This is a genomic window from Microcystis ichthyoblabe FBCC-A1114, assembly GCF_050500245.1.
GTDB classification, from domain to species: Bacteria; Cyanobacteriota; Cyanobacteriia; order Cyanobacteriales; family Microcystaceae; genus Microcystis; species Microcystis ichthyoblabe_A.
Map to the genome: position 1 here is coordinate 4,890,851 of NZ_CP191408.1, position 25,400 is coordinate 4,916,250.

Annotated in this window: 23 protein-coding genes and 1 pseudogene; 10 read left to right on the top strand and 14 right to left on the bottom strand. The window is 41.5% G+C overall.

The window, feature by feature from the left end:
• Positions 1 to 49 precede the first annotated feature (49 nt).
• A complete protein-coding gene (locus tag ACQY1Y_RS23760) occupies positions 50 to 1,414 on the bottom strand; it encodes an NAD-dependent succinate-semialdehyde dehydrogenase (RefSeq protein WP_430013696.1) in 1,365 nt (454 codons plus the stop codon).
• Positions 1,415 to 1,437: 23 nt separating this feature from the next.
• Complete coding sequence (pdxA, locus tag ACQY1Y_RS23765; RefSeq protein WP_430013697.1) at positions 1,438 to 2,466, bottom strand: 4-hydroxythreonine-4-phosphate dehydrogenase PdxA; 1,029 nt, start codon at positions 2,464 to 2,466, stop codon at positions 1,438 to 1,440.
• 257 nt (positions 2,467 to 2,723) lie between these two features.
• Between pdxA and ACQY1Y_RS23770 the strand changes: the two genes are divergently transcribed.
• Both ACQY1Y_RS23770 and corA read left to right on the top strand, forming a co-directional pair.
• Complete coding sequence (locus ACQY1Y_RS23770) at positions 2,724 to 4,010, top strand: RNA-guided endonuclease InsQ/TnpB family protein (protein WP_430013698.1); 1,287 nt, start codon at positions 2,724 to 2,726, stop codon at positions 4,008 to 4,010.
• 114 nt (positions 4,011 to 4,124) lie between these two features.
• Complete coding sequence (corA, locus tag ACQY1Y_RS23775) at positions 4,125 to 5,282, top strand: magnesium/cobalt transporter CorA (protein WP_002755447.1); 1,158 nt, start codon at positions 4,125 to 4,127, stop codon at positions 5,280 to 5,282.
• Between the two features lie 128 nt (positions 5,283 to 5,410).
• Here the strand turns inward: corA and ACQY1Y_RS23780 are convergent, their stop codons facing one another.
• The 3 genes from ACQY1Y_RS23780 to ACQY1Y_RS23790 form a co-directional block, all read right to left on the bottom strand.
• On the bottom strand, positions 5,411 to 7,066 hold the full coding sequence (locus ACQY1Y_RS23780; RefSeq protein WP_430013699.1) for a CHAT domain-containing protein: 1,656 nt from the start codon (positions 7,064 to 7,066) through the stop codon (positions 5,411 to 5,413).
• A gap of 181 nt (positions 7,067 to 7,247) precedes the next feature.
• Positions 7,248 to 8,231 carry a DNA polymerase III subunit delta gene (gene holA / locus ACQY1Y_RS23785; protein ID WP_002792776.1) on the bottom strand — a complete coding sequence of 328 codons (984 nt, stop codon included), beginning with the start codon at positions 8,229 to 8,231 and terminating at the stop codon, positions 7,248 to 7,250.
• Between the two features lie 177 nt (positions 8,232 to 8,408).
• Positions 8,409 to 8,561 (bottom strand): WD40 repeat domain-containing protein, encoded by a 153-nt coding sequence (locus ACQY1Y_RS23790; RefSeq protein WP_002744891.1) that lies wholly within the window; start codon positions 8,559 to 8,561, stop codon positions 8,409 to 8,411.
• Positions 8,562 to 8,759: 198 nt separating this feature from the next.
• Here ACQY1Y_RS23790 and ACQY1Y_RS23795 point away from each other — a divergent pair, with 198 nt between their 5' ends.
• Positions 8,760 to 9,686 (top strand): Ycf66 family protein, encoded by a 927-nt coding sequence (locus ACQY1Y_RS23795; protein ID WP_430013700.1) that lies wholly within the window; start codon positions 8,760 to 8,762, stop codon positions 9,684 to 9,686.
• 197 nt (positions 9,687 to 9,883) lie between these two features.
• Here the strand turns inward: ACQY1Y_RS23795 and ACQY1Y_RS23800 are convergent, their stop codons facing one another.
• A complete protein-coding gene (locus ACQY1Y_RS23800; RefSeq protein WP_103111750.1) occupies positions 9,884 to 10,075 on the bottom strand; it encodes a transposase in 192 nt (63 codons plus the stop codon).
• Between the two features lie 351 nt (positions 10,076 to 10,426).
• Between ACQY1Y_RS23800 and ACQY1Y_RS23805 the strand changes: the two genes are divergently transcribed.
• From ACQY1Y_RS23805 to ACQY1Y_RS23815, 3 genes are read left to right on the top strand one after another with little or no spacing between them, the layout of a single operon-like run.
• Positions 10,427 to 11,671, top strand: coding sequence for an ATP-binding protein (locus ACQY1Y_RS23805; RefSeq protein WP_228051396.1), 1,245 nt, complete (start codon positions 10,427 to 10,429; stop codon positions 11,669 to 11,671).
• Positions 11,668 to 13,707, top strand: a complete 2,040-nt coding sequence (locus ACQY1Y_RS23810) for an SH3 domain-containing protein (protein WP_193978941.1) — start codon at positions 11,668 to 11,670, stop codon at positions 13,705 to 13,707. The genes ACQY1Y_RS23805 and ACQY1Y_RS23810 overlap by 4 nt, the downstream gene beginning before the upstream one ends.
• Positions 13,708 to 13,752: 45 nt before the next feature.
• The gene (locus ACQY1Y_RS23815; RefSeq protein WP_430013701.1) at positions 13,753 to 14,598 is read left to right on the top strand and encodes a M15 family metallopeptidase; all 846 of its coding nucleotides are present in this window, start codon (positions 13,753 to 13,755) and stop codon (positions 14,596 to 14,598) included.
• On the opposite strand, the pseudogene ACQY1Y_RS23820 reads toward ACQY1Y_RS23815, so the two are convergent.
• A pseudogene (locus tag ACQY1Y_RS23820) lies at positions 14,570 to 14,843 on the bottom strand (hypothetical protein). The gene ACQY1Y_RS23815 and the pseudogene ACQY1Y_RS23820 overlap by 29 nt on opposite strands.
• A gap of 63 nt (positions 14,844 to 14,906) precedes the next feature.
• Complete coding sequence (locus ACQY1Y_RS23825) at positions 14,907 to 18,233, bottom strand: AAA-like domain-containing protein (protein WP_430013702.1); 3,327 nt, start codon at positions 18,231 to 18,233, stop codon at positions 14,907 to 14,909.
• 114 nt (positions 18,234 to 18,347) lie between these two features.
• Here ACQY1Y_RS23825 and ACQY1Y_RS23830 point away from each other — a divergent pair, with 114 nt between their 5' ends.
• Positions 18,348 to 18,704, top strand: a complete 357-nt coding sequence (locus ACQY1Y_RS23830; RefSeq protein ID WP_002738767.1) for a hypothetical protein — start codon at positions 18,348 to 18,350, stop codon at positions 18,702 to 18,704.
• A 117-nt stretch (positions 18,705 to 18,821) separates the two neighbouring features.
• Positions 18,822 to 19,058: a hypothetical protein gene (locus tag ACQY1Y_RS23835; RefSeq protein ID WP_002744875.1), complete on the top strand. Its 237-nt coding sequence runs from the start codon at positions 18,822 to 18,824 to the stop codon at positions 19,056 to 19,058.
• A gap of 65 nt (positions 19,059 to 19,123) precedes the next feature.
• Here ACQY1Y_RS23835 and ACQY1Y_RS23840 read toward each other — a convergent pair whose 3' ends face one another.
• Positions 19,124 to 20,047, bottom strand: coding sequence for a lysylphosphatidylglycerol synthase domain-containing protein (locus ACQY1Y_RS23840; protein ID WP_430013703.1), 924 nt, complete (start codon positions 20,045 to 20,047; stop codon positions 19,124 to 19,126).
• Positions 20,048 to 20,067: 20 nt separating this feature from the next.
• On the opposite strand from ACQY1Y_RS23840, the gene ACQY1Y_RS23845 reads away from it, so the two are divergent.
• Complete coding sequence (locus ACQY1Y_RS23845) at positions 20,068 to 20,541, top strand: hypothetical protein (protein WP_334311186.1); 474 nt, start codon at positions 20,068 to 20,070, stop codon at positions 20,539 to 20,541.
• A 68-nt stretch (positions 20,542 to 20,609) separates the two neighbouring features.
• Here the strand turns inward: ACQY1Y_RS23845 and ACQY1Y_RS23850 are convergent, their stop codons facing one another.
• Positions 20,610 to 21,482, bottom strand: coding sequence for a hypothetical protein (locus ACQY1Y_RS23850; RefSeq protein WP_193978949.1), 873 nt, complete (start codon positions 21,480 to 21,482; stop codon positions 20,610 to 20,612).
• 274 nt (positions 21,483 to 21,756) lie between these two features.
• Between ACQY1Y_RS23850 and ACQY1Y_RS23855 the strand changes: the two genes are divergently transcribed.
• Positions 21,757 to 22,575, top strand: coding sequence for a tetratricopeptide repeat protein (locus ACQY1Y_RS23855; protein ID WP_130757368.1), 819 nt, complete (start codon positions 21,757 to 21,759; stop codon positions 22,573 to 22,575).
• Positions 22,576 to 23,061: 486 nt separating this feature from the next.
• On the opposite strand, the gene ACQY1Y_RS23860 is transcribed toward ACQY1Y_RS23855, so the two are convergent.
• The 4 genes from ACQY1Y_RS23860 to def all read right to left on the bottom strand — a co-directional run bounded on the left by ACQY1Y_RS23860 (position 23,062) and on the right by def (position 25,316).
• Complete coding sequence (locus ACQY1Y_RS23860; protein WP_430013704.1) at positions 23,062 to 23,481, bottom strand: YraN family protein; 420 nt, start codon at positions 23,479 to 23,481, stop codon at positions 23,062 to 23,064.
• Positions 23,482 to 23,634: 153 nt separating this feature from the next.
• Positions 23,635 to 24,012, bottom strand: a complete 378-nt coding sequence (locus ACQY1Y_RS23865) for a DUF3110 domain-containing protein (RefSeq protein ID WP_002755488.1) — start codon at positions 24,010 to 24,012, stop codon at positions 23,635 to 23,637.
• 79 nt (positions 24,013 to 24,091) lie between these two features.
• Complete coding sequence (locus tag ACQY1Y_RS23870) at positions 24,092 to 24,553, bottom strand: DUF2996 domain-containing protein (RefSeq protein WP_002739064.1); 462 nt, start codon at positions 24,551 to 24,553, stop codon at positions 24,092 to 24,094.
• Positions 24,554 to 24,737: 184 nt separating this feature from the next.
• Positions 24,738 to 25,316: a peptide deformylase gene (def, locus tag ACQY1Y_RS23875; RefSeq protein WP_430013705.1), complete on the bottom strand. Its 579-nt coding sequence runs from the start codon at positions 25,314 to 25,316 to the stop codon at positions 24,738 to 24,740.
• Positions 25,317 to 25,400 lie beyond the last annotated feature (84 nt).

Consider the following 25,400-nt stretch of genomic DNA (forward strand, 5'->3'; position numbering starts at 1 on the left):
AAGTTAATATAAGGCTTTTCTAACTGATAACTGATAACTGATAACTGAATTACTTAATCCAAACAGTTTTAACGTTGACAAATTCGCGAATACCTTCCACACTTAATTCCCGACCAAAACCGGAACGTTTAATCCCCCCAAAGGGTAAACGAGGATCGGATTTAACCATACCGTTAATAAACACACAACCGGCCTCAATTTCGGTAATTAAACGCTCAATTTCTGCGGGGTTATTCGTCCAAGCACTAGAACCCAAACCAAAGGGACTATCATTAGCTAAAGCGATCGCTTCCTCGATATTTTTGACTCGAAATAGTAAAGCCACCGGTCCAAAAAATTCCTCTTTTTCCCCAGGAGAACCGACAGGAATATCGGTTAAAATCGTCGGTAGATAGAAGTTACCTTTCCCCTCTAAACGTTGACCCCCCACAAGGACTTTACCACCCATAGCGACGGTTTTTTCCACTTGAGCGGCAATTTCCGAGACGATCGATACCGTGGCCAAAGGACCGATATCAACAGTTTCATCGAGGGGATCACCAACTTTTAAAGCTTGGAATTTAGCCACTAATAACTGTTCAAATTGATCGGCGACAGTTTCCATAACAATAAACCGTTTGGCAGCGATACAAGTCTGACCATTATTTAACAATCTTGCCGTCACTGCCGTAGCCGCTGCCGCCTCGATATCGGCACTATCTAAAACGATAAAAGGATCACTACCTCCCAACTCCAAAACCACCTTTTTGATCTGTTTTCCTGCGGCGGCTGCTAAACTGATCCCCGCCGGTTCACTACCGGTTAAAGTGGCAGCTTTTACCCGTTCATCGTTAATTAAATCACTAACGCGATCGGCCCCGATCAAAAGAGTTTGAAAAGTGCCTTCGGGAAAACCAGCTTCTAATAAAATTCTTTCCACCGCTAAAGCTGATTGGGGAACATTAGAAGCGTGTTTGAGTAGGCCGACATTTCCGGCCATCAAAGCGGGGGCAGCAAAGCGAAATACTTGCCATAAAGGGAAATTCCAGGGCATAACCGCTAAAATTACCCCTAAAGGTTGATAACGGACGAAACTGCGACTAGCATCGGTGGCAATCAACACATCTTCCAGATAACCGGCGGCATTATCGGCATAAAAACGACAAACCAAGGCACATTTGAGGACTTCTGCGATCGCTGATTTGATCGGTTTCCCCATTTCTAGAGTCATGGTTTTAGCCAATAGCACTTGATCCCGTTCCAAAATATCCGCTGCTTGCCGTAACCACTGTCCTCGTTGACTGATGGGGATCTGGCGATACTGCTGAAAAGTTGTCTCAGCTAGGGCCAATTTCGCCGCCAATTCCTCCGAGGTTAGAGGGGTAAAAGTCTTGAGAATTTCGCCAGTGGCAGGGTTAACTGAAGCGATACCCATATCCAATTGTCTCCTATCGAGGACTATATCTCTAGTTTAGTTCTCTGGTTGTACCGCTGCTGACATAATTCGATCGCTAATTGGATCGCCGCTTGCATACTCTGGGGTCTAGCGATGCCAAGACCGGCGATATCAAAAGCCGTCCCGTGGTCTGGAGAGGTGCGAACAAAAGGTAAACCGATGGTAGTGTTAACAGCACAGTCAAAAGCCATTAATTTCACGGGAATTAAGCCCTGATCGTGGTATAATGCCAGATATGCGTCGGCGGGTTGTCCTTGACCCCTAAACCAAGCGCGTCCCGGTTCCACCCAAAGCGTATCGGGGGGGACAGGGCCGATTAATTGGGTTTGCGGGTATTGCTGACCCATTGACTCTAGCCAAGGCTGTAACCAGTCCTTTTCTTCCCTTCCCAGTTTTCCCGCTTCGCCACTGTGGGGATTAAGACCGGATATGGCGATTTTTGGGCGATCGATGCCGAAATCTAGCTTTAAAGACTCGATCAATAGGTCTAGTTTTCGGGTCATCAGATCGGGGTTAAGAGTATCGGGAACTTCTCGCAGGGGGATATGGGTAGTGGCGAGGAGAGTGCGTAAGTTATAGCCAGTGTGAGGGGATTTAGCGACGAATAGCATCCCATAACGGTTAATTCCTGCCATGGTAGCTAAAACCTCCGTTTGACCAGGGAAATCATAACCGGCCAACTGCCAACAGGATTTAGCAATCGGACCGGTGACAATACCGTCAAATTCGCCCTTGAGGGTGCGTTTTATGGCTTCTTGCAGGTAAAGAAAGCTAATTTCACCACTATGGGCATCCCCACGCCCGAAAACGATTTTTTCTTGATTGTAGGGCAAATCGATCAGAGAAAAGCGATCAAGAAGATGGGGATCGTGATAGGCTTTTTCGAGAAGCGTTCTTGTCCCGATTAGAGTAATCTGACAACCGGACGAGATTGGGGAATCGGCGATCGCTTTTAACACCACTTCAGGACCGATCCCGGCGGGATCACCGACGGGGATAACTAGACGGGGAATAAAAGAGGCGGATTCCATAAATTTTGGCCGTCAATATTGCTAATTCTCCCGATTAATCTCATCGTTGACAATTATCAGGAGGGAATAAATCAGTAAACAATCTTCAGTTTACCTAAAATGTCGGATGAATGCCCCCGCTAAATTTTTTGACAAGACATCAACCTTTGCGGGGGATGAAATCCGACCAGGATATTGACTGCGAAGCACGATTTTAATTCTACCATTTGTAGGTAAACTGTGTTATACTTAATTGATCCAGGGTCGAGGATTAATCAATGCTAGTCGTAGAAGCCAAGTTAAAAAACGGGACACCAGAACAATACCAAAGACTTGATGAAGCAATTAGAACATCTCAGTTTGTGCGTAACTCTTGTGTTCGTTATTGGATGGACAATAAGGGAACAACCCGGAATGATCTTCAAAAGCTTTGTGCGGTACTAGCTAACAATAAAGAGACACCATGGGTTAATAAATTAAACTCTCAAGCTCGTCAATCGGCTGCTGATAGAGCCTGGCAATCAATTAATAGGTTTTACCAGAATTGTCATGCTAAGATACCGGGGAAAAAGGGTTTTCCTAGGTTTAAAAAGCATAGCCGTTCGGTTGAGTATAAACTAACGGGTTACAAACTATCTGATGATAGACGTAAAATCAAGTTCACTGATGGTTTTAAAGCAGGAGAATTTGATTTATGGTGTAGTCAGAAAACCTTAGTTTATTATTCAGAGCAACAGATTAGACGGGTAAGAGTTGTGAGACGTGCCGATGGTTATTATTGCCAGTTTTTGATTGACGTAGAACGGCAAGAATACCATAAACCAACGGGACAAATAACAGGAATTGACTTAGGGTTAAAGGAATTTTATACCGACGCTCAAGGCAATATAGTAGAGAATCCATGTTATTTAAGAAAGTCAGAAAAACGACTTAAAAAAGCACAACGACGATTATCCAAAAAGTTTCGTCAAGGAAAGAAACAGTCTAAAAACTATCACAAGCAACGGGTAAAGGTTGCCAAGCTTCACCTTAAAGTATCAAGACAACGTAAAGACAAAGCAATTAAAGACGCTTTGGCGTTAGTCCAGTCTAATGATTTGGTAGTCTATGAAGCTTTAAAGGTAAGAAACTTAGTCAAAAACCGTAAACTTGCCAAGTCGATTAGTGATGCTTCTTGGTATCAATTCACTGAATGGTTGAATTATTTTGCCAAGATTTATCGGATTGTTTGTGTTGCTGTACCACCGCATTTTACTAGCCAAGATTGTTCAGTTTGTGGGACGAGAGTTCAAAAAACCTTAAGCACTAGAACTCATCAATGTCCCAATTGTAAAACAGTCTTAGATAGGGATCATAATGCAGCAATCAACATTCTTAAAAAAGGGTTGCAATATTTGGGAAATCATCTCAACGGTACTGTTGGGCAAACAGAAACCGACCCAAACGCCTTGGGAGAGTCCGACCTCTGGGTTTTCAGTGGAGACATTGAGAATCTAAGTTGTCTCGTTGAACAAGGAATTTCTAACAGCGATGTGGAAAGAATCCCCCGTCACAGCGTAGCTTGACGGTGGGAGTATGTCAATGTAATCTCATGGCGATAGATAGTAACTTTAGGCAAATTAAATTTTTTAACTTTTCTGTTTTCTTATTGCCCAAACTAGCCAGATTGTTGTAAGCTTATGACCCAACTACAACCGGATATATTCGTTAACCACCGTCCTGATACCGATGGAGACGAGGAAGAAGACTACTTCGATTATTTTTATGATGAACCGGGTAGTGAACCAGGGACATTAATTATCGAGCCGGATGCCAAACCCTCGCGGATTATTTTAATTGACTACGATGAAGATAACGCCGTTCGCAAGGTGGATATTACTCCCAATGCTTGCGCCCCCTATATTGGCACAAATACCGTGTCTTGGATGGATATTCAAGGGTTAGGGAGTGAGACGGTTTTAAAACAGGTGGGAGAAATTTTTAATCTGCATCCTTTGTTATTAGAAGATGTGGTTAATGTGCCGCAGCGTCCCAAGTTAGAGGACTATAACAATCAATTGTTAGTGATTTCTCAGATGGTGCGACTGAAAGAAGATGAAAGCGGTTTTGATACAGAACAGGTGAGTTTTGTACTAGGAAAACGCTATCTTTTAAGTTTTCAAGAGGAGGAATTACAGGACTGTTTTGAGATAGTCAGAGATCGAATTCGCACTTCCCAGGGACGAGTACGGAAATCGGGGGCGGATTATTTAACCTATTTATTATTAGACACGATTATCGATGGTTATTTTCCCGTGGTAGAACACTACGAAGATCGGATTGAGGCGTTGGAAGATATGATCATTAGTAATCCTGATCGAGATACCATGCAGGAAATCTATGATGTCCGTCGGGAATTATTGGCACTGCGTCGCTTAATTTGGCCGATGCGAAATGTCCTACATTTACTGATGCGTGACCATCATGGTATAGTCAGCGATGAAGTACAAATTTATTTTCGTGATTCCTACGACCACGTCATTCAAATTCTGGAAATTATCGAAGCTTATCGAGAATTAGCGGCGAGTTTGATGGATGTTTATATGTCCACTATGGGCAATAAATTAAACGAAATTATGAAGTTTTTAACCGTAATTTCGACGATTTTTATTCCCTTAACTTTTATCGTTGGTGTCTATGGCATGAACTTCGAGAATATGCCAGAATTAAAAGGAGAATGGAGTTATTTCCTTGTCTGGTTAGTCATGTTAGCCGTAGCGGGGGGCTTAATTTTCTACTTCTGGCGCAAAGGTTGGTTTAAACCAATTTATTCCCTGAAAGAGGAAGCAAAAACTTAGTTAACGAAGGCAGGAGTCAGGAGACTCCGAGACAGGAGACAGGAGATTATTTCTATTTATTCTTCCCACACCCCACACCCCACACCCCACACCCCACCCCGACGACAAACTTTTTCAGCCAACCCTAATTATTCCACCACAAATGCGAGGATTTGGCCTTGGCAACTGCCGAAGCGAATCTGTAAACCGGACTCTAGGGGAACTTCTTGGTTATGTACCTGCTTCCAGTGGCCATCTTGGTAGATAAAAGTACCAAAACGGGAGAAATCTTCGAGAAAGTATTGATAGTCTGGATAATCGGCATTTTTACGGCAAATTATCCGACAATGGTTTTTACTAACCCATTTTTCAGTAATCTGTAGATCATTTTCCATGTCCCGTCCTATATTCATGGCACCACCACGGATTGACCATTTTCTTTCGGGACGATCAAGATAGTATAAGAAAGCGGCGGGCATGGTTCCGGAGATATTGGGCATAACCGTCGGTGATTGAGTCTCATCAAGGGTTTGCAGCAATTGCCCGTCGAATTCTGGGTGCATATAGAGAATCGGCAAAGTCCAAGCGGGTTGATTGTACTTGTAGAGGGTTAATAACTGCTGCCTGGCGATACGAACGGCCTGATCGATAGGGACTCTCGGACCGGGAAACAACTTGGACATCTGCGCTTCTTTGTCTTTGAACCCGAAGAGGGTGCGGGTAAAAACTTCGATAAAACTCAAGGCCTCTCGATCTGCGATCGCATCTCGCATGGCCAAAACTGCGGGAACGCCATGGTGAATCAAGACTTCCGCCAGACTGCTGCGGGGAATCATCTCCTGACCCGATTTAGCGGGATAAGCCCCCCAACAGGCATTAAAAACCGCTAAAATAACTTGATTTCTCACCAAAGCTTGGGCTAACTCCGTCCCGTTTAGCTGTTCCCCCGGCCGCAGAAATAGGGAACCGCCATTGGGGGCGGCGATTCCGTGACCAGCGTAGAAAAAAGCTTTATATTTACCCGTATCCAAGGCCTTGGTCAGTTCTTCGGCCCCCGGTCGAATTAGGGTATCGACTTTGACTTTCACTCCCCAATTCTGGAGGGAACCACTGCCCCCAGGGGAGATAGACCGGATGAGATTGGCGGCCTCGGATTCCAGTGCCTGGTCGGGATTAGTTTCTCCATCGGTATTAATGGCGGTGAGGTTGAGGGAACTAGCGGCGGTTTTAATCTGTTTTTCGCCGATAACTAAGAGAATATTGAGACTATTACTCGGTTTTATCGGTGGTAGTGGTTCCACATCGCTGGTGGTCCGGCTAAAGAGTATATTCGGATGCAGAGATATAGCCTGTTTACCCGCTTGCTGCATAATTTCCCAGGGCAGCAGAATTAAATAGGGATTGCGACATTCCAAGCGAATTCGCAGGGGCTGATTTTTGCCGAGAGCGATTCCCTGACTTTGGGCGAAACTTTGACCAATTGATGCTTGAAATAACCATTGCCAGAGACTAATACCTAGTTTCTGCATTAATCGACCTCCATAACTGCTGCCTTCTCCCGAAAGAGTCAGTTTAGGTCGGGAATTTCCCTCTAATTGCTCTAACATCGGCAAGGGCGGCATTTTTTCCAGACAGAACATTTCCTGCCATGCCATCCATTCCGTGGTTAGACTCTCGGTCCATTCACAGTCATGATGCACATATCCCCCCGGTAGGGGTGCTTTCGTCACCCAACGGGCGAAATTATTACTCGTGGCTAAACTAGAGATGGCTAAATTTAGACTAGGGATGGCATCATCGGTCATTGTGGTTCTTGAGAAGTCTCTAGAATCTTATTCTAGAGGATTTCTGAACAGCAAGGAAGAGTATTAAGTAGCTGGTTATAATTAAATCAAAAATAGATTTTAGGTTCGATCCCCCCTGCCCCCCTTGATAAGGGGGGTGCCGATAGGCGGGGGGATCTGAAAGTTTTTAATACCTACCTACTTAAGTCACCAATAAACAACAAAGTTCAATAATTTTTGTTTGCAAAGTTGCCAAAGGTTCTGCACCCCGCTTGAGACGATATTCTAATTCCAGAAGTATGGGCAAGGTGGCGAGAAGTTGCTTAGAAGAAAAGGATTGTATCTCTTTGCGAATGAAATATAGTCGCTTGGGATTGGCAATTTCGGCGGCGGCGGCGATATTTTTCTCGTCTTTTTCTCCTTCTTCAATTTTTAATTTTACTATTGCCCAAGTGCGAAATTGACCCCCTAGGGTGGCGGTGATAGCCAAGGGGTTCTCGTTACGATTTAATAATTCATTGACTAATTCGAGGGCCTTGCCTGTCTCCCGTTTTAAAATCGCACTAGCTAACTGTAGGCTGCTTTGATTGCTGGCATTGACTAAGCTTAAAATGTCCTTTTTGTCAATAGTTCCCGCCGAATTATTTTTAAATAAACGCAGTTTTTCTAACTCCATCCACAACAAGCGGCTGTTATTTCCCACTGATTCTGCTAAGAGTTCGATCGCATCGGGGGTTAATTTTACCCCCACTTCTTTGGCAATTTCCCTAACTCTTTGGGCAATTTCCTCGACTTTCCAAGGCGGAATTAGTTCAAATTCTTTAACCTCTGCCTGATTTTGGATAAACTTGCTCGATTTTAAGCGGGAGTCGGGTTTTTTGGCACTGGTTAATAACAGATAGGAATTTTCGGGTAAATTGGGCAAAGTGCGCTGTAATTCCTTAAAAATATCCTCAGAACATTGTTGACAAATAACCGTATCGGCTAACCAAACTAAACGATTTCCCATGCCGAAAACTGGAGTCATCGCTTGATTGAGGGCCTCGATAATTGCCTCATTGCGATCACCATTAATTTTATCATAATTAAACTGTATCCAATTGGGATCGAGAAGTTTTACTTGCAGATTTTTCACCGCTTGGTTGATAGCAAATTCATCTTCTCCCCAATAAAATATTGTCGGCATGAGTTTCTAATTATAGCAGTTAAGTAGGTAGGTGTTAAAAGTTGTCAGACACCCCTCTGATCAAGGGGGGACTAAGGGGGAATCGGCACCCCCCTTATTAAGGGGGGCAGGGGGGATCAGAAGCGAAATTTATCTTCAATTTAATTATAACTACTTACTTATCTTGAGGTGTCACTATTACCCATGTTGCCAGATTTTTACAGTTTTGTCAGCACTACCAATAATTAAATATTTACCATCGGCACTAATTACTAAAGATAACAGTTTGTCTGTGGGTTGATCAAGGGTTGCTAATTTTCCTTTGCTTGTTAAAGACCAAAACTTAATCATTTGATCCGAAAGCTTGTTTAATCTGATCAGCACAAGCATAAGAGGATAAACCAAGAATTTCCTAATATTAACTATGGCTATTCATCAACACAGGTAAAGACTATCTGACTCGATAATTTTGAAAATTAATCAAAAAATAGACTCGATCGACCCCAAATAACGCACAATAAAAAAGGAAATGTCAAAGGAGAATCGCAAATGTTGCCCTATATCCTAGCGGTCGTGGTGGGATTAAGTAGTCTCTACCTCCTCACCACCGCTTTTATCGCCCCCGATCGCCACCGTCAAGATGATTTTCTCTGGAGTGCGGTAGGATTATTCTATGCCCTTGTCCTCTGGTTGTGCGCGGGAAGGATTACAGGCGCTATCCTCCTCGGACAAGCTGCCGCGGCCATATTATTTATTGCTTTTGCTTGGCAAACTCTCAAACTCAGACAAGCACTTTTTTATCCCGACAAACCGGTTAAATTATTTACTATTGTCGGTTGGTTAGGCAATCGTCTGGGGAAAGTTACTCCCTCCCAATCCCCTAAAACTAAAGCTAAACCTGAGAAAGCAGCAGCAAAAGTTAAAGAAACGGTTAAAGAAACGGTGGACCCCGTTATAGAAAAAGCCGTGGCTATCGGGGAACCTATTACAGAATCAGTGACAGAAATTGAGGAAAAAGCTCAAGAAACGGTTGCCCCCGTTGCCGAAAAAGCCGCAGCTATCGGGGAACCTATTACAGAATCAGTGACAGAAATTGGGGAAAAAGCCGAAGAAATTATTGATGATGATGAAACTTTCGATGATTTCGATGATTTCGATGATTTTGATTTGGCAATAGAAGAGATCAACCCTTCCGAAAATGCCCAAGAAATTCCCCCAGAAATTCCCCCGACTGAACCTGTCGCAACTGTTGAAGTCGAAACTATTGCCGTTAGCGAAACGGTGATTATTGAAGTTACCGAGGAAGATTTGTCTCCAGAAGAAAATATCGAAAAAGATACTCCCCCAGAAACTCGCTCAAAAAGTGAAGAAAATTCCCCCCCAGAGGAAGATTTGCCCCCAGAAAAAAGTATCGGAGAAGATACTCCCCCAGAAACTCGATCGCCAAGCGCAGAAAATCCCCCCTCATCGGATTAAAAGTTAAGACTATTGAGCGGGTAGGTTAGGCAATAATTACCCAAGAAATGGTTCTTCGTTACTTGGTATGGTTCGATAGGGGGGGCATAAATCGACTAAATCCTTATCTGGCAAGAGACTTAATTGATTAGTTCGTTCTAGATCGAAAACAATTGAGAAAAATTGCCAAATGCCTTTCTATATAAGGGTTACATTTATTATAAACCCCGTCCATTGCATAACACAAACCGAAGAACCATGATTCCCTGACTTTTCCACTGTTTATAATGCCAGAACATGGTGGAGTAGGGAGAGAAATCTTTCGGGAATTCCCGCCAATTACAGCCATTTTTGAGTTGATAGAAAATCCCATCTAAAATCTGTCGTTTTGTCCCTTTCGGGGGGGCCAGTCAATTTCTTCTTTGGCAATAGCGGTTCTGCGATAGACTACTCTTCATTCGTCATACTACTTGAGTAGATTTTAGCTTACTCCTCTATTGATTTTCGGGGACGACTAGACGGTGGCGCATTCACTGACGGGGTTCAGACCAAAGTATTGCCGTTAAACAGGCTACAGACTCTCTTCCCTGAAACCTATAATGGACAAGGTTTTCGCTTCACCTTTTCAGCCTAGCATCTACATTATAAAAGATACCAAATGGGTTCTATAATAGATTTGGTGGTTGGGAGATTAAAGCCTCAATATCAAACTGGGTAAGCATTCTTCCTTGATTTTTCCAATCGGGTCTAAAAAAATGATCATGCCTTCAAATCCTTTCACTATTGGTCAACGAGTTACTCCTGAAAATTTCATTGGAAGAAAGACATTAATCAGGAGAGCATTGCATCAGATTAGAAGCCGTAGTTCTCTAGCGGTTTGGGGTGGTCCGGGTATGGGCAAATCATCTTTTTTAAAACTGCTAACATATCCTATTATCTGGGAACAATGCGGGCAAGATTATAACCAAGCAGTTGTTGTATTCATTGACTGTCAAAGCCTGGAACCTTTTAAGATTTCTGATTTTTGGCGCAATATTTTAGTAACAATTAAGAATAATTTTTCTTTCTTAAAAACCAGTATTGATACTCTTTCAGAAAAACCAGAAGCCACAGTTAATGATTTGCTTATTATCTTGCGTTTACTTAAAGAACAGGGTAAATTTTTAGTTTTACTTATCGATAATTACGATGTAACCTTACGTCCCAATTCCCAATATACGAAAGCTGATATAGATACCTTCGTCAGTCAGTGTCGTACCCTGGCTCAATCCGAGGAGCAAAATATCTCGATAGTTGTGACTTCATCTCGTCGGTTGAGTCAAATTGGTCCAGAACTTACACCTGATAAATCACCTTGGTATAATGGTTATTTATTTGAAAATCTTAAGCCTTTTACTAATCAGGAAGTAAACCTTTTACTCGATAGAAGTGAGAGTCTATTGGGTTGGAAACAAGCTATCCGTAAAATTGCTGATGGTAATCCAGCTTTACTGCAAAATGCTTGTTTCTTATTATATGAAGAATTGGTTTCGGGAAATAACCTTAATGAGAAAAAATTTATTCAAGAATTTCAAACAAACACTTTACACTTATTTCAAGCTATTTGGCAACTGTCCACTGAAACAGAGCAAAATTTGTTAATGTTACTGGCTTTATCCCAATTAGAAGGCAAATTAGGGAGGAATCGATACACTCTCGGTGGAATTGAAGCGATTTTCAGTCAAAAAGAAATAGAATTAAATAATTTGGTTGAGCGAGGTATCTTAAAGAAGGTAGAGGGAGAAGAAAATACTACTTATTCTTTCTGCTCATCTATAATGGAGTGGTGGGTGATTAAGCAAATCGAGAATAGCCAGGAAGAGGAGTTGAAAAAACGACAAAGAGGATTCCTTAATTTAATGAGCCGCCAACAGACGACAAGAGTTAATACTGCTATTCGTTGGCTATGGCAAAATAAAGATAAGATAGCATCTATCATTGAGCAAGTAGGGGGGTTATTATCATGATGACAACACAAACAAGGCACATAAATCCCTATATTGTCGGTCGTCCCATTTATGACCGAGAGTCATTTTTTGGCCGACGGAAACTTTTTAGATTTATTGAAGATAATCTCAAACAAAATACACAAGTTGTTTTGCTGCATGGTCAAAGACGTATTGGTAAATCTTCTGTACTCATGCAAATTCCTAATTTTGTGGGACTAGGTGAGTTCGTGTTTATCTATTTTGATTTGCATGATAAAACGCGACTACCACTTGACAGTATCTTACAAAATCTTGCTTCAACTATTGCTGATAAGTTGAATATTCCTCAATCAGAATCTTTGTCCTTGAATTATAAAACGGTTTTCTCTGATGAGTTTTTACCTCAAGTAATTGAGGTCTTAAAAGAGCAGAAACGAAAAATGGTTTGGTTATTAGACGAATTTGATGTTTTAAATGATCAAACACCTGATTCCCCAGTTGAATCTTTTTTTCCTTATCTGGAAACTCTTATCGGTCAATACAATAATTTATTTATCATTCCAGTAATAGGGAGAAGAGTAGAAGATTTAACCAACTTAAAAAGCTTATTTAGACAAGCTGTCAATCAAGAAATTGGCTTATTAGAAAAATCAGATGCTAAAGCATTAATTACTGAACCTGCTGCACATTATTTAAACTATGATTCTCAGGCTATCGATGCAATTTTAGAATTGAGTTCAGGTCATCCTTATTTTACTCAAGTGATATGTAATGCTCTTTTTTTACAAGCTGAAGAAGAGGATAAGTCAGAAATTACCTGTGATGATGTTACTAAAATTGTCGATGATGCAATTGAAACTGCTGAAGGAGGACTAGCTTGGTTTCGAGATGGATTACCGATTCCTGAAAGAGTTGTTTTTTCAGCAGTAGCGCAAGCGGAGAAAATGGCTGAGAAGAAAAATAATTCAGTGACAGAAGAACCTTTAAAACTGCTCAGAGAATATGGAGTTATCATAACAGAAGCTTTAAATAAAGCTCCGGAAAATTTAGTTCAATGGGAATTTTTAGAGAGAGTAGAAAATTCAGAATTTCACTACAAAATTAAAGTTAAGCTAGTTCGTTATTGGTTGGTTAAACGCTATCCTTTAAGACAGGCTATCTGGGATTTAGAAAAAGTTGATTTAGATGCTTGCCGACTTTTTGAATTGGCCGAAGATATAGCTGAGAATCGTAATTTATCTAGTTCCGATATTTATGAACAAATTACAAAACTGAATCCTAATCATTTTACGGCTTTATTTAAATTAGCTGAAGATTATCTTGACACTAAAAACTATCAACAAGCATTAGAAAAATATAACAGAGCATATAAAGTTGATCCCACACGCGCTTATGAAGGATATGAGCTAACGCGAAAAGAAAAATATAAAATTTGGTGGAACAAAAACAGATTAACATTAGCTTTATTATCTGTATTTTTACTAACAATAAGTGTTAGTATGAATCTGTTCCAACTGTTCCAAGTACAAACACAACTTAAAGAAAAAAAAGCCAGACTTGACGAATTAGAAAAACTAAAGGAAGAAAATGTCAGACTTGCTAAACAAGTAAGAGTATTTGCTCCTACTCCTATACAATCCAAAAGCACTAATGCCACAATTCTAGGAAACCCAGGGAAGACAAATATTCGCAGTGGTCCTGGTTTAGAATATGCACCAAGACATATTGCCTATCCAGGAGATCGTGTTCAAGTTATCGAATCTGCTAGAAATAGTGATAACTTGCCCTGGTACAAAATTTATTTTCCCCAATCGGGGGCTGATGGATGGATTGCTGGTAATTTACTTTCTATTGACCCCATTAATGCTAAAGTTAGCGGCACTCCAGGAACTAAAAATATACGTTCTGGCGCTGGAACTTTTTATGGGGTGGTAGGAACTGTGCGTACAGGCGAGCGTATGCAAATTTTGGGTAGTAGCTATGATAAAAATGGTTATCAGTGGTACAAAGTCTATCATCCTCAGTCCGGTAAGACAGGCTGGATTGCTGCTGATCAATTAATTAGTTCTGACTAGCTCTAGTGTGACAATAAGTAACTGCACACAATTACTACAACTAATATGAAATCTTTTATTTCAGATTTTCGATATTTTATTATTCCTATAATTGTTGTAATGGGTGTATCGATTTATTTAGGGTTTAAACAGCCGACTGAACCGCCAACTACTGCGATAGTTTCTACCTCGCCTTCAGTTTCTTCTACTTCTCTAATTTCCCCTGCTCCTATCCCTAAAAATACTCTAACGCCTCCCTTACAGCGACCTTATCCTTTGGCAAATACATCCAAAGCTTTGCCAGTTCCTTCGCCCATGGTTACTGGTGCTGATGATATCTATTCACTATCTTCGCCACCTCCCAAGAATTACACTGTACTTTCACTTCCTAACCAAACTGAAATTCCTTTTCATATAAAATACGAAGAAAATGCTAATGATTTAGTGGAAATTGGTATTTTCTACGAACGTAAAGCATATCTAAATCGAGAAGCGGCAGAGATGTTTAAACAGATGCAATTAGCCGCTCAACAAGAGGGAATTGAGATCATTCCTGTTTCTGGCTTTCGCTCAGTTGCCGATCAAAAAAAGCTGTTTGAGCGACAAATTCAACGCCAAGGAAGCAAGAAAGCAGCCTCTAAACTGAGTGCGCCTCCAGGTTTCAGCGAACATCATACAGGCTATGCTCTCGATGTTGGTGACGGTAAAAGTCCTAATACTGTCCTCAAATTGACATTCGACTCTACTGAAGCCTATCGCTGGCTAGAAGTTCACGCTGCTCAATATGGCTTTGAACTATCATTTCCGAAAAACAATTTCCAAGGTGTTAGTTATGAACCTTGGCACTGGCGTTTTGTCGGTTCAGCAACAGCTCAAGAAATTTTTAGAGTAGCAAAGACACAAAGACAATGATTATACCCGGACTCTCTCGTTGACAAAAGGTCATTAGATAAAATTCTAGCGTTAAAACCAAAAATGTTGGGTTCTTCGTTACTTGGTATGATTCTATAGGGAGGCATAAATCGACTAAATCCTTATCTGGCAAGAGATTTAATTGATTAGTTCGCTCCAGATCGCAAACAATTGACAAAAATCGCAGTAATGTCTGTTTCTATAAGGGTTTCATCCCTTATAACCCTGTCCGTTGCATAAGACAAACCGAAGAACCCAAGAAATTAACTAATTAATTTAACCTTTGCCCCCACCCAGTCAAACCAAGTTTAAAATGTGAATGGTTTTATTTTCCCAGTACAGGGGGATAGAGCTTCTCGTTTTTCGGGACGATTCCTGAGATAATCTTCTAACCAAAGACAACCTCGATCGAGCAATTTTTGTAAATAATTATATTCTGTTTCTAAGGGCCATTGATGCTTTTGACCATCCCTAGAAATAATCACAATTTCTTGACCATCAGGACTAAAAGTGATCCCATAGACGATATCTTCTTCTATTTTAAACTCCGAGCGCAAATTTCCGTCAATGTCCCAGCGTCTAGCTGTACCATCCCTTGAAATAGCGGCAATTTTTTCACCATCGGGACTAAAACTAACTCCATAAACGGGAAAAGAATCGGTTTTAATCTCCTTTAAAAGATTGCCCTGTAAATCCCAAATTTTAATCTTTCCCCGAGTAGCGGTAGCAATTTTTTGATGATCGGGAGAAAACACCAAATCATAGATAATACTATCATCAACTGTCCAAGAATTAATTAATTGAGGACGATGATTGCTTAAATGCCAGTATTGAATTTTTCCCTCGCTTGTTCCCGTGATGATTGCTGTTCCCTCTCCATTAAAAGCAAGACTATAAATCGGTACTTGACTAGCAGTAAATTCTTGAAGCATTGTTCCTTTTTGACTCCAGATTTGTACTTTTCCATTTCTTCCTGTAATCGCTATCTGATTACCATCAGGATGAAAAGCAATACTATAGATTGAGCGCATTTTTGTGGTAAATTCTCTAATTTTTTTCCCCTGGGAATCGAGTAAAGTAATCTGACCATCTTTATTAGCAATAGCGATAATATTGCCCTGGGAATTAATGCTAACGCTGGTATTATCGACCCTAGTTTTATTTAAATTGTTCAGCTGCCAAATTTTAGCCGTTTCATCACTCGATCCAGTTACCACCTCTTTTCCATCTTGACTAAATACAGCAGTAAAAACTGATTCTTGATGTCCTCTAAGAGTAGTTATTTCTTCCCCTTGCAGTCCCCAAATTTTAGCACTACCGTCACTAGATGCAGTAATTATAAACTTGCCATCAGGACTAAAATTCACACTGTTGACAAAATCTTGATGTCCCCGGAAAGTAGCTCTTAAATTTCCCTGTAAATCCCAGATTTTAGCAGTTTTATCGGCCGCTGCCCCGGCAATTTTTTGACCGTCGGGACTAAAATTAACACTATAAAAAGCCTCAATATTTTCTTGACCTAAACTCAAGATAATTTTACCTGATAAATCCCAGATTTTAATCGTACCATCCCGGGAAGCGGTGGCAATTTTTTGACCATCGGGACTAAAACTAGCTGCATCTATCGATCTTTTATGTCCCTTAAATACCTGTAAAGTTTCACCTGATAAATTCCATAATCTAGCGGTTTTATCCCTGGAAGTGGTGACAATTTTTTGACCATCGGGACTAAAACTAACACTATAAACTGATTCTTGATGGTCAGGATAGGTGACTAAATTTTGCCCTTGCAAGTTCCAAATTTTGGCGGTTTTATCTTCGGAAGCGGTAGCAATTTTTTGACCATCGGGACTAAAAATAACACTATAAACTGCTCCCTGATGACCTGTCAAAGTTTGAATATTCTCACCTTTTTGATTCCAAATTTTTACCGTTCCATCTTGAGAAGCAGTGGCAATTTTTTGACCATCAGGACTAATACTAACACTATAAATAGTTCCTCGGTGTCCTTGCAGTTGGTTTTTTTCTTGAATGCGATCTAAAATTTGCTGCAGAGTAATAATTGGACTTGTAGCAGGATATTTACTCAAGGTTTTGTCATCAGTAACGATATTTTTTAAACTATTGACTGCTTGCATGGCCGCAATTAAAGATTCTAATTGTTCAAATTGAAATTGTTGCCAATAACTATCACCCTTGCGCTGTAATTGAATACCTAGTTGAGCGGTTTCTACTTGCTGCCACGCTTGTTTTACCTGAATAAAAGCTAAGAGAGAACCCAAAAGAGAAGCAATTAAAATTACTGAGCCAATTTTAATTCTTTTCGTAGCTTTTTGGTGAGCAATTGCTAGAATTTTATTAGCTTTTCTCTGGGTTTCTAGACTAATTTCTGCCTCTCTTTTATCGAGATTTTGACTAGCAGTTAAAAACTGATAATCAAGATTACTTAAGCTTTTTCCCTGAGACCAATCGAGGGCATTATTTAAAGCTTTTCCGCGTAAAAGCCGCGATTCATCGGTATAATTAGACTGTTGCCAGGCGGCGATCGCTTCTGAGTAGGGACGCAATTGCTCTAATTGTTTTTCCACCCAATTGAGATTAAATATTTCTCGATAAATAGGATTATAAACTACTAATTGATTATCCTTTTTTACCACCAACCCCGATAACCTTAATTCCCCTTGTTCTGGACTATCATCGCAGAGGATTGCACCTTTTTCTAAAATTTGTTGATAGATACCTAACAAACGACCCGCTTTGTCTTGATTTCTTAACAAGCGATCGGCAATAGTTCGCAGATGCACTGGTTCATCTTGAGATTCCCAATTATTAATAATTCTCTCTTTGATCAGCGTCTCAATATCTAAATTACTTTCCAGCAATAGCTGACAGATTTTCTGGGTTAAAAATGGCTGTCCTCCCGTCCAAAAAATAATTTTTTCTAAGCAGTCGGGTTGATAATTACTTTGACCGGATAATCCTGCGGCTAAAGGAGCAATTTCGGTCAGATTAAATCCTGTTAATTCGATCGCCTGGCCGATATTAAAAGATGTTTGCGTCTTTTCGCGAATTAAATCTGCTGGGGTAGCCACACCGAATAAAGCAAAAGTAATTCTTTCATACTGGGAATTTTCCGCTCTTTGGTTATAACAATAACGAATCAGGGAAAAAAAGTCATCTAGAGAAAACTGTAAACTGAGAATTTTATCAATCTCGTCAATAAAAATATATATTTTCTCTCCCCGACAATAAACTAATAAAACTTCCTCAATAAATTGTCCCAAACGCTGCACGGGGGGTAAATCCTCTCGCTCGCGCAACCAGGATTTAAGATTAATTTTTCCCGTCAGATTAAATCCTAAAAACAAACGGGTAATCACGCCGTTATACCATTGGGATAAATTATCATTACTACCAAGACTGGTTATATCTACGGACGCGCAATCCCTGCCCAATTGCTGTAAAATATGAGTTACTCGTACCCTTAAACTGGATTTGCCCATCTGACGACAGTTAAAAACGTAGCAAAATTGACCATTTTTCAACGCCGTTAACAGTTCTTGATCGGCATTTCTCTCGATATAGGTAGGATGGTTATAAGCAAGACTACCCCCGACACGATATTGATAATTCATGATTCTTAAACAAAATTATTTCAATGTCACCAAAAGAAATAAAATAGACAATTGTGATTTAGATCTCTATAATGCAAGGATAATCGCTATTGACAACCTATCCCCAAGGCAATTATGAAGAAAACTTTTTTCACCTCCATCGCCGTCAGTGCCACCCTCGTCAGTGGTATTGTTTTAGGTACTCTTGATGCCGGCAGCGCTTCCGCTTGTGCTTTCGCTAAAGGTAAAAGCATTTTTGGCAGCAATACCACCTTCCATGTGGATCCTAACAAACTTATTTTAGGGGTTGCCGCCGCTACAGGAGCAATCACCCTAGCTGGTGTTTTAAGCTACCGTCGTTTTCACTCTGCGCAGCCTCCTGAAGATACCACCGCTAACCTGCCGGCGGTATTTCCTATCCCCATTCCCCCCGCAGCTTTAAACGCGGCAGTGGAAGTGGAAGAAGCGGCAGAAACCAGCAAAATCTCCTAAAAATCCGCTAGATTTCCTTAAAAAAGGTGTTGGCATCCCCGCAGCTTTCCAGCCAGACAACACCTTTTTCTGGCTAATTGTGTCCCAGTTATCAGAATTTCCAGCCATTTTTAAGTTATGTTAAAAGGTACAACCCTACCACCAGAGGTAAAGATGGGCAACTCCACCACATTTTCTGACACCCCACTTCACAAAGATCATCACACTTGGGAGCACTTAAAACAAGCCATCGCCGCCAGTTCCGGTTTTCGGCGTTGGCAGCAAGAACAACTAGAATCAGGTAAAAATAGAGACGATGCTGATGCTCGCATTTGTTCCTATCTACGGGAAACTTTAGAAACTTTAGCCTACTAGATTGATGCTCCCCAGCTATGACGGCATGGGGACTTTTTTTGTCCGTTTAAGCTAATTTGCCGGCCTTATTTTCTGCGAGCTTCGTAACCCAATAACCAGACAAAAGCGACAATTAAAGGCAGGAAATAATAAATAGCTCGATAGGCGATTAAAGAACCGAAAAGCTCGGCATTAGATACATATTCGGGGCGTAATCTCAGCATGATAAACTCAAAAACACCTATTCCCCCCGGCACATTGCTTAATACCCCTGCTGTCATGGCAAATACATAGAGACCGAAAAATCCTAAAAACGAAGTATTATAGTTGTCTGGGAGTAGAAGATATAGAACTCTAGCGGCTAATATCCAATCAATAAAAGTCAACAAAATCAAAGCCAGGGAAAGATTCCAAGAGGGTAAATAGATATTTTCTTTGCCGATTTTTATCGGTTTTTTATAAGTGAGAGTCAAGAAAAAATAGCCCGTAACCAGCAATAAAAAAATTACTCCTAAAGGTTTAGTAGTTAAAAAAGGTAATTTTAAAAGTTGAGGAATCCGTTGGGGATCAACGAGGAAACTTACACCACCAATCCCTAACATTCCTAACCAAAAGCTTAAATGGGTAAAAGTGATGACTTTGGCAATATCCACCACCCCCACCCCCGCAGGAGTATAGAAACGATAACGGATCGCGGTCCCAGAAAATAAGGTTAAACCAATGGTATTACCAAGGGCATAACTGATAAAAGCAGTGCGGATAATAGTACCTAAAGCTAAGGGATGATTGATATAATAAAAACCTAGGCGATCATAACCCGTCATCGACAAATAACCCAAAGCCATCCAAAAAACAGCTTCTAGCTTACGACTTGTGGTAATATGATCCAAACTAGCCAAGAGTTGGGCAAAAGTGTAGTGTTTAAATTCTTGACTAATTGCCCAGACCGCTAGAATAAACAAACTCAAGGACAGGATAATCGGAGCAAAACGCAGGATTTTTTTATACATCTTATTTTTTACTAATTAAAATGAGAAAATCAAAGCTAGATTTAGCTAACCGTTTAAATCGATCCCGAAAAAGGAAATATAATAAATTCTTGACTTCCTCCTTATATTTAACAACTATTCTGGTTTTATGTTATCTAGTTTATCTCAATCTTCCTTGGTCTTTCCATCTTTTTGTGCGTTGGGCGACTAAAGGGGGTGATTTAGACAAAATTCCTGCCAAATTTTATGCAGAACTTAATCAATTATGTTTGAGGGCAGATAGTAGGGGCGAAGTAAGAACGAGAAACTATACAGAATATACAGAAATTGCCGAATCTCTTGGTACATTTAGATGTACTTTAGTTAATGGTGGTCAAGAGTGGTTAATAGAAGATTATAAATCTTTTAGTTCTGCCGATGAAGCGATTTTAGGCACTCAGTTGGCGGTTTTTATCACCGAGATTTTGGGAACAGGTTATAGTTATAGAATTCGCGCTCGTATTCCCAGATACTAACGAGCAAATAACTCCTGAAAAAAAACCTTAAACCTAGGGATGGGTTCTGCACCCATCCTTAGAAAAAATTAGTTTTCCGATAGGGGTTTGGATCGGGAAGGCCGAGGGATAGGGGATTGTCCGGGGGCAAAAGGTCGCTTTTCTCCTTCCCCTTCCGGTCGAGAATATCTATCGGCCGAGGGATGACGATTTTTATCAAAAGGCTTTTTAAAACCTCCCTTACCCATCGGTTTTTTCTTACTGGCAAAACCGAGGTCTAAACCTTCCAAAATGGTTAAGGCATCTCCTTTCAGTTGTACCTGAAAATCCCAAAAACGACCGATCGGTTTACCTGGTAAAGTGCCGCGCAATTTTAGTTTAAAAAACTTGGGTTTGTCCGCTTCAGTTTTGGGCATCTGTCGGATTTTGACCACTACCGCTTGATTTTCCCGTTCAGTAAAGATGACTTCGCCTCGAATCGAAAAATAACCCGGGGTAGAAGCGGGTAGAGGCTCTATCTCCTGATCATCCTCTTTTTTCAGGGTTTCTGGTTCCCAAACACCGACAATCTGAACATGAAGGGCATCATTTTCCTGACGGGTGCGGGGATAAACCACCCAAAGATGGGGTTTTTCCAGATCGAGATGATTTTTAACCAAACTGATCACCCGACCGAGAATCACAGAATCGATCAGAGTACCATCGGCAGTTAAAATATTGCCTTTAGTTAATTGTTCCTCCGATCGCTGATAATGGCCATAGACGAGACCGATCGCCCGATACTGCCGCAGATGACTGGGAGGGGGGATCGGTTGTTGACGTTTGACTTCTTCGGGGGTGGCTGACTCTACGGCTGAGTCAGCCTCAGTATGGGGGGACTCAAGGGGGACTTCCTGAAGTTCCACTTCAGGAGTCGGGGGGGTTTTCGGTGATTCGGTAAACCGATTCCCAGGACGATTCATATCACACTCCTAGCGGCGGAGACACATAGTAAATTAGTAATCAAGCAAGTCAAAAGCGCGATCTGGGGGGTTGCAATAACCCTCTAGGGCGAATCTACTGGCATCTAATATATTAAGAACCATGATCTTTTGACTGTCAACCCAGTCAAAACCCTTTTGAGTCTTGACTGTCTGCCCATTGTACTCAATAAAGAGCGGCGAATTCGATCGATCCCCTCATCAAATCTCCAGATTTCCATAACATTTTCCTGTCTATCCCCTCCCACCCCAGTCTATGAAAGCCTCTCTCTCTAACCGTCGTTGGCTGTCCATCGGTCTCATCCTGATGTTATTTGCCTTGCTGTCTTTCTCAATCATGCCGCTATTGGCTTCTATTCTCCAGAGTCAGCACTCCTCGGGCCAGAGTCATCTGTCCGCAGTGAAACAAGAGGAATTAGCCAGTCAAGCACTGGGTTATCAGATGGTTTTAGAGCGTGAACCCGATAATCAGGCAGCTTTGCGGGGATTATTAGATACTCGCCTACAGCAGGGCGATTTAAAGCAAGCGATCGAACCTTTAGAAAAATTAGCGCAACTTAACCCCCAACAATCCGATTATCTACTACTTTTAGCGGAAGCAAAACAGCAAATAGAGGACTATGCAGGAGCCACAGCCAGTTATCGCAGTCTTTTGGCCTCCCATCCCCAAAATCTACGGGCCTTAACTGGATTAACTAATTTGTTTCTCAGCCAAAACCGCCATACCGAGGCGATTAGTCTAGTCAAAGACACGATTGATCGTGCTTTAAAAGCCGCTGCCGATCCCAATAATCCCGCTAGTTTAATCGATATCGTTTCCGTTCAGTTACTTTTAGGCAAAATCTATTTCGAGCAGCAAAATTATCCGGAAGCTTTAAACACCTATAAACAAGCTCAACAGATGGATGTTAACGATTTCCGACCGATTTTAGCGACGGCGATCGTACTAAAAGAACAGGGCAAAAATCAAGAGGCTCAACCCCTCTTTCAAGAGGCTCTCAGTCGCGCTCCTTTTGCCTACAGAGAGGAGATTCAGTCCCTAATCAGGAGTCAGGAGATAGGAGTCAGGAGATAGGAGTCAGGAGATAGGAGATTATTTTATTTATTCTCCCCATACCCCACACCCCACTTCCCATAGTTTTGTAACGGCAATTTTTGCTAAAAATCAATAAATGTAAACTTTAATCACAAGCTCGATCGAGTCCCGACAAAGGTGTTATATTAAAAACATAAAGGCACAAGGGAAGCGACTCAACTTCCTTTCAGGCAAAAAGACCTAGAGCCTGTGCCACCTGCTCTAGCTCAACGCAACAGCTAAATCGGACGCAGATTCTCAAAGTTTGTAAAGTAAAGTATGGTTTCGCCTCTGTTGCTCGATATAGGACAGATGGAGTGAGCCGTAATCAGCACCTGAGTCGGTAAACTGAGAAATCTTGATAGTTGACAGATAGACTGTTGTGGTTTCTGTAAACCTCTATTATGTTGAGTCCGTTAATTTTTTAGGAGTCCATATCGTTTGTACAAGATAAAGCCCGCCTCCCTAGGCGGGCCTATTGTGTTTTTAGAAAACCGCCACGAGATATTCCTGTAACTGCAATTGATAACCTGCCTGTCGCTGACAGGGATAATCAAGGGAAAACTCAGGTAAAGCTAATAGAGAACTTTTTTGACAACTAACTAAAGCCACATCGAAGCGACAGGTTAAATCGGACCATTGGGGATAAAAGGAGAGAAATATCTGAGCAGCTTCGTAAATTCTCCCCTGTTTACGGTCATCGATTGCTAATTTGCCCCCTAAATCCCAATTGCCAGCGCTGCGGGTTTTCACCTCGACAAAAGCGAGAATCGCCTGAGATTTAGACAAAACGATTAAATCGATTTCACCGCCGCCACTACGCCAACGACGCTGGAGGATATGCCATTGCTGTAATTGCAACCAATGCGCCACCAAATTTTCGCCCAATTCCCCCACGGTTGTCATATTCAGTGAACAGTTATCAGTGAACAGTTATCAGTGAACAGGGAACAATATTGATTTATTGTCCTGTCTTCTGACTCTGAACTCCTGACTACTGGCTACTGTCTCCTGTCTCCTAACCAAGCAGGACAATTTTCGATTTTTACAAGAGGTTTATTACAAAAGTCCTTCTAGACGACGACGGATGCTGTCTAACTCCGCATCGGGAATCTCGGAAAACTCCTCCTCGGCGGGGGGGACTTCCTCTTTTTGCCAATCCAACTCCTCGGCATTGCTTTCGGGGGGAATTACCAACATACCCGCTTCAATCATTTCCGCTTGATAGCCAGCGCTGCGACAAAATTCTGCCACTTCCTCCGAATCAATTTTCTCTACCGTGGGAGTCGGAAAATCCTGGGCCTCTAACAACAGCGCATAACGGGTGGCATCATCTTCCGATTCAAACATCAACACCTTATTGATAGCTCCCATTTGAATGGTGTGGATACCTTCGTTTTCTGTGCCTGCGTTAAAAAGTAGTACAAATACACGCATAATTACTATTAGCGATCGATAAGCAGTGGTCGTCTATGCTCATTTTACCCCCCTTCTCGATCGCTAATCCCCAGCAATTTTAGTTTCTCGTCAACCACTTTTGACCGTTAAGCCGTTGCAGGGTGTAAAACAACAGTAAATCAAGACTAACTTTCCTTTCATCGATCATAAATGATTCAAGTGTACTAGGTTTAGCACCGCCCTCAGCTTGAGAAAAAGCTTTTTTGCCATTGATGTCTTCTTCTAAAAAATAAATGCTAAATTGACGCATTCCCCCGAGCCAATTGCCAGTTAACTGCCAACAGGGAGAGCTAGAAAAGCCCTGCACGGGAATTTTATCCTGTTTAAAGGACAGCTTTATATCAGTTATACCCAGCTTTTGCAAGGCGGCAGCCAATGCGGGCTGAAAATGCTGCTCGATAAATTCAGCAAAGGGTTTTTCCTCGACGGTAGGCTCCTTGGGTTTTTTAGCAGCCGCAGGTTGAGCCGGTTTTGCTGCTTCTGCTGCCGGAGTTGCGGGGGTGGTGGTTTCTTCTGCCATAGGAATTAATCTGGAATGGGTAGGTAGCTACAATTATATTTTCTCCCGGGTTATCAGTTATCAGTTTTTTTAGCTAAGTAGTGTAGTTGGGTGCTAAAAACTATCATATCCCCCCGCCTAAGCTGTATTGAATTTAAACTGCGTATTGGCAATTTTAGTACAAATGCTCAAACTAATTCTCCCGTTAACGCTTATATTCAGCAATATTACTGATTTTTTGGTATTCTTCCTCCGAGTATAAATCCGCCGGAGAAGCAAGGCGATCAAGAAAGAGGATTCCCTCCAGATGATCGTATTCGTGTTGAAAGATGCGTGCGACAAAATCCCTGAAAACTTGACGGATTTCCCGACCATTGCGACCACAATAGACCACCTCAATCCACTGATGACGGGGGACAAAACCGCGCCAATTGGGGACACTGAGACAACCTTCCCAACCCTTGACCATTTCCTCGCTCACCTGCAAAATACGCGGATTAATCATGGCAGTGGGTGACATGATCGGAGCGTCGGGATAACGAAGATTGGGGTGAGAAGCAACGATAAACAGACGCAGAGACCGAGCAACTTGGGGCGCGGCGATTCCCACCCCGTGGGCAGCTTGCACCGTGGTAATCAGGGAATCGATCAAATTTTGACAGTCAGAATCGAGAAGATTATCGATCTCCGGTGCTTTTTGCTGTAGAATTGGGTTTCCTAATTGGGTGATTGTTAAAACTTGTGTCATCTGTATAAGGATTAATTGTTTCGCTCTGAAAATCATTTTATCGTCAACGGCAAAATCTCGCTAAACTGATAAGGTTTCCCCGCAGCAGCACTAGAGCAACTTTGTTAATCAAAATTAACC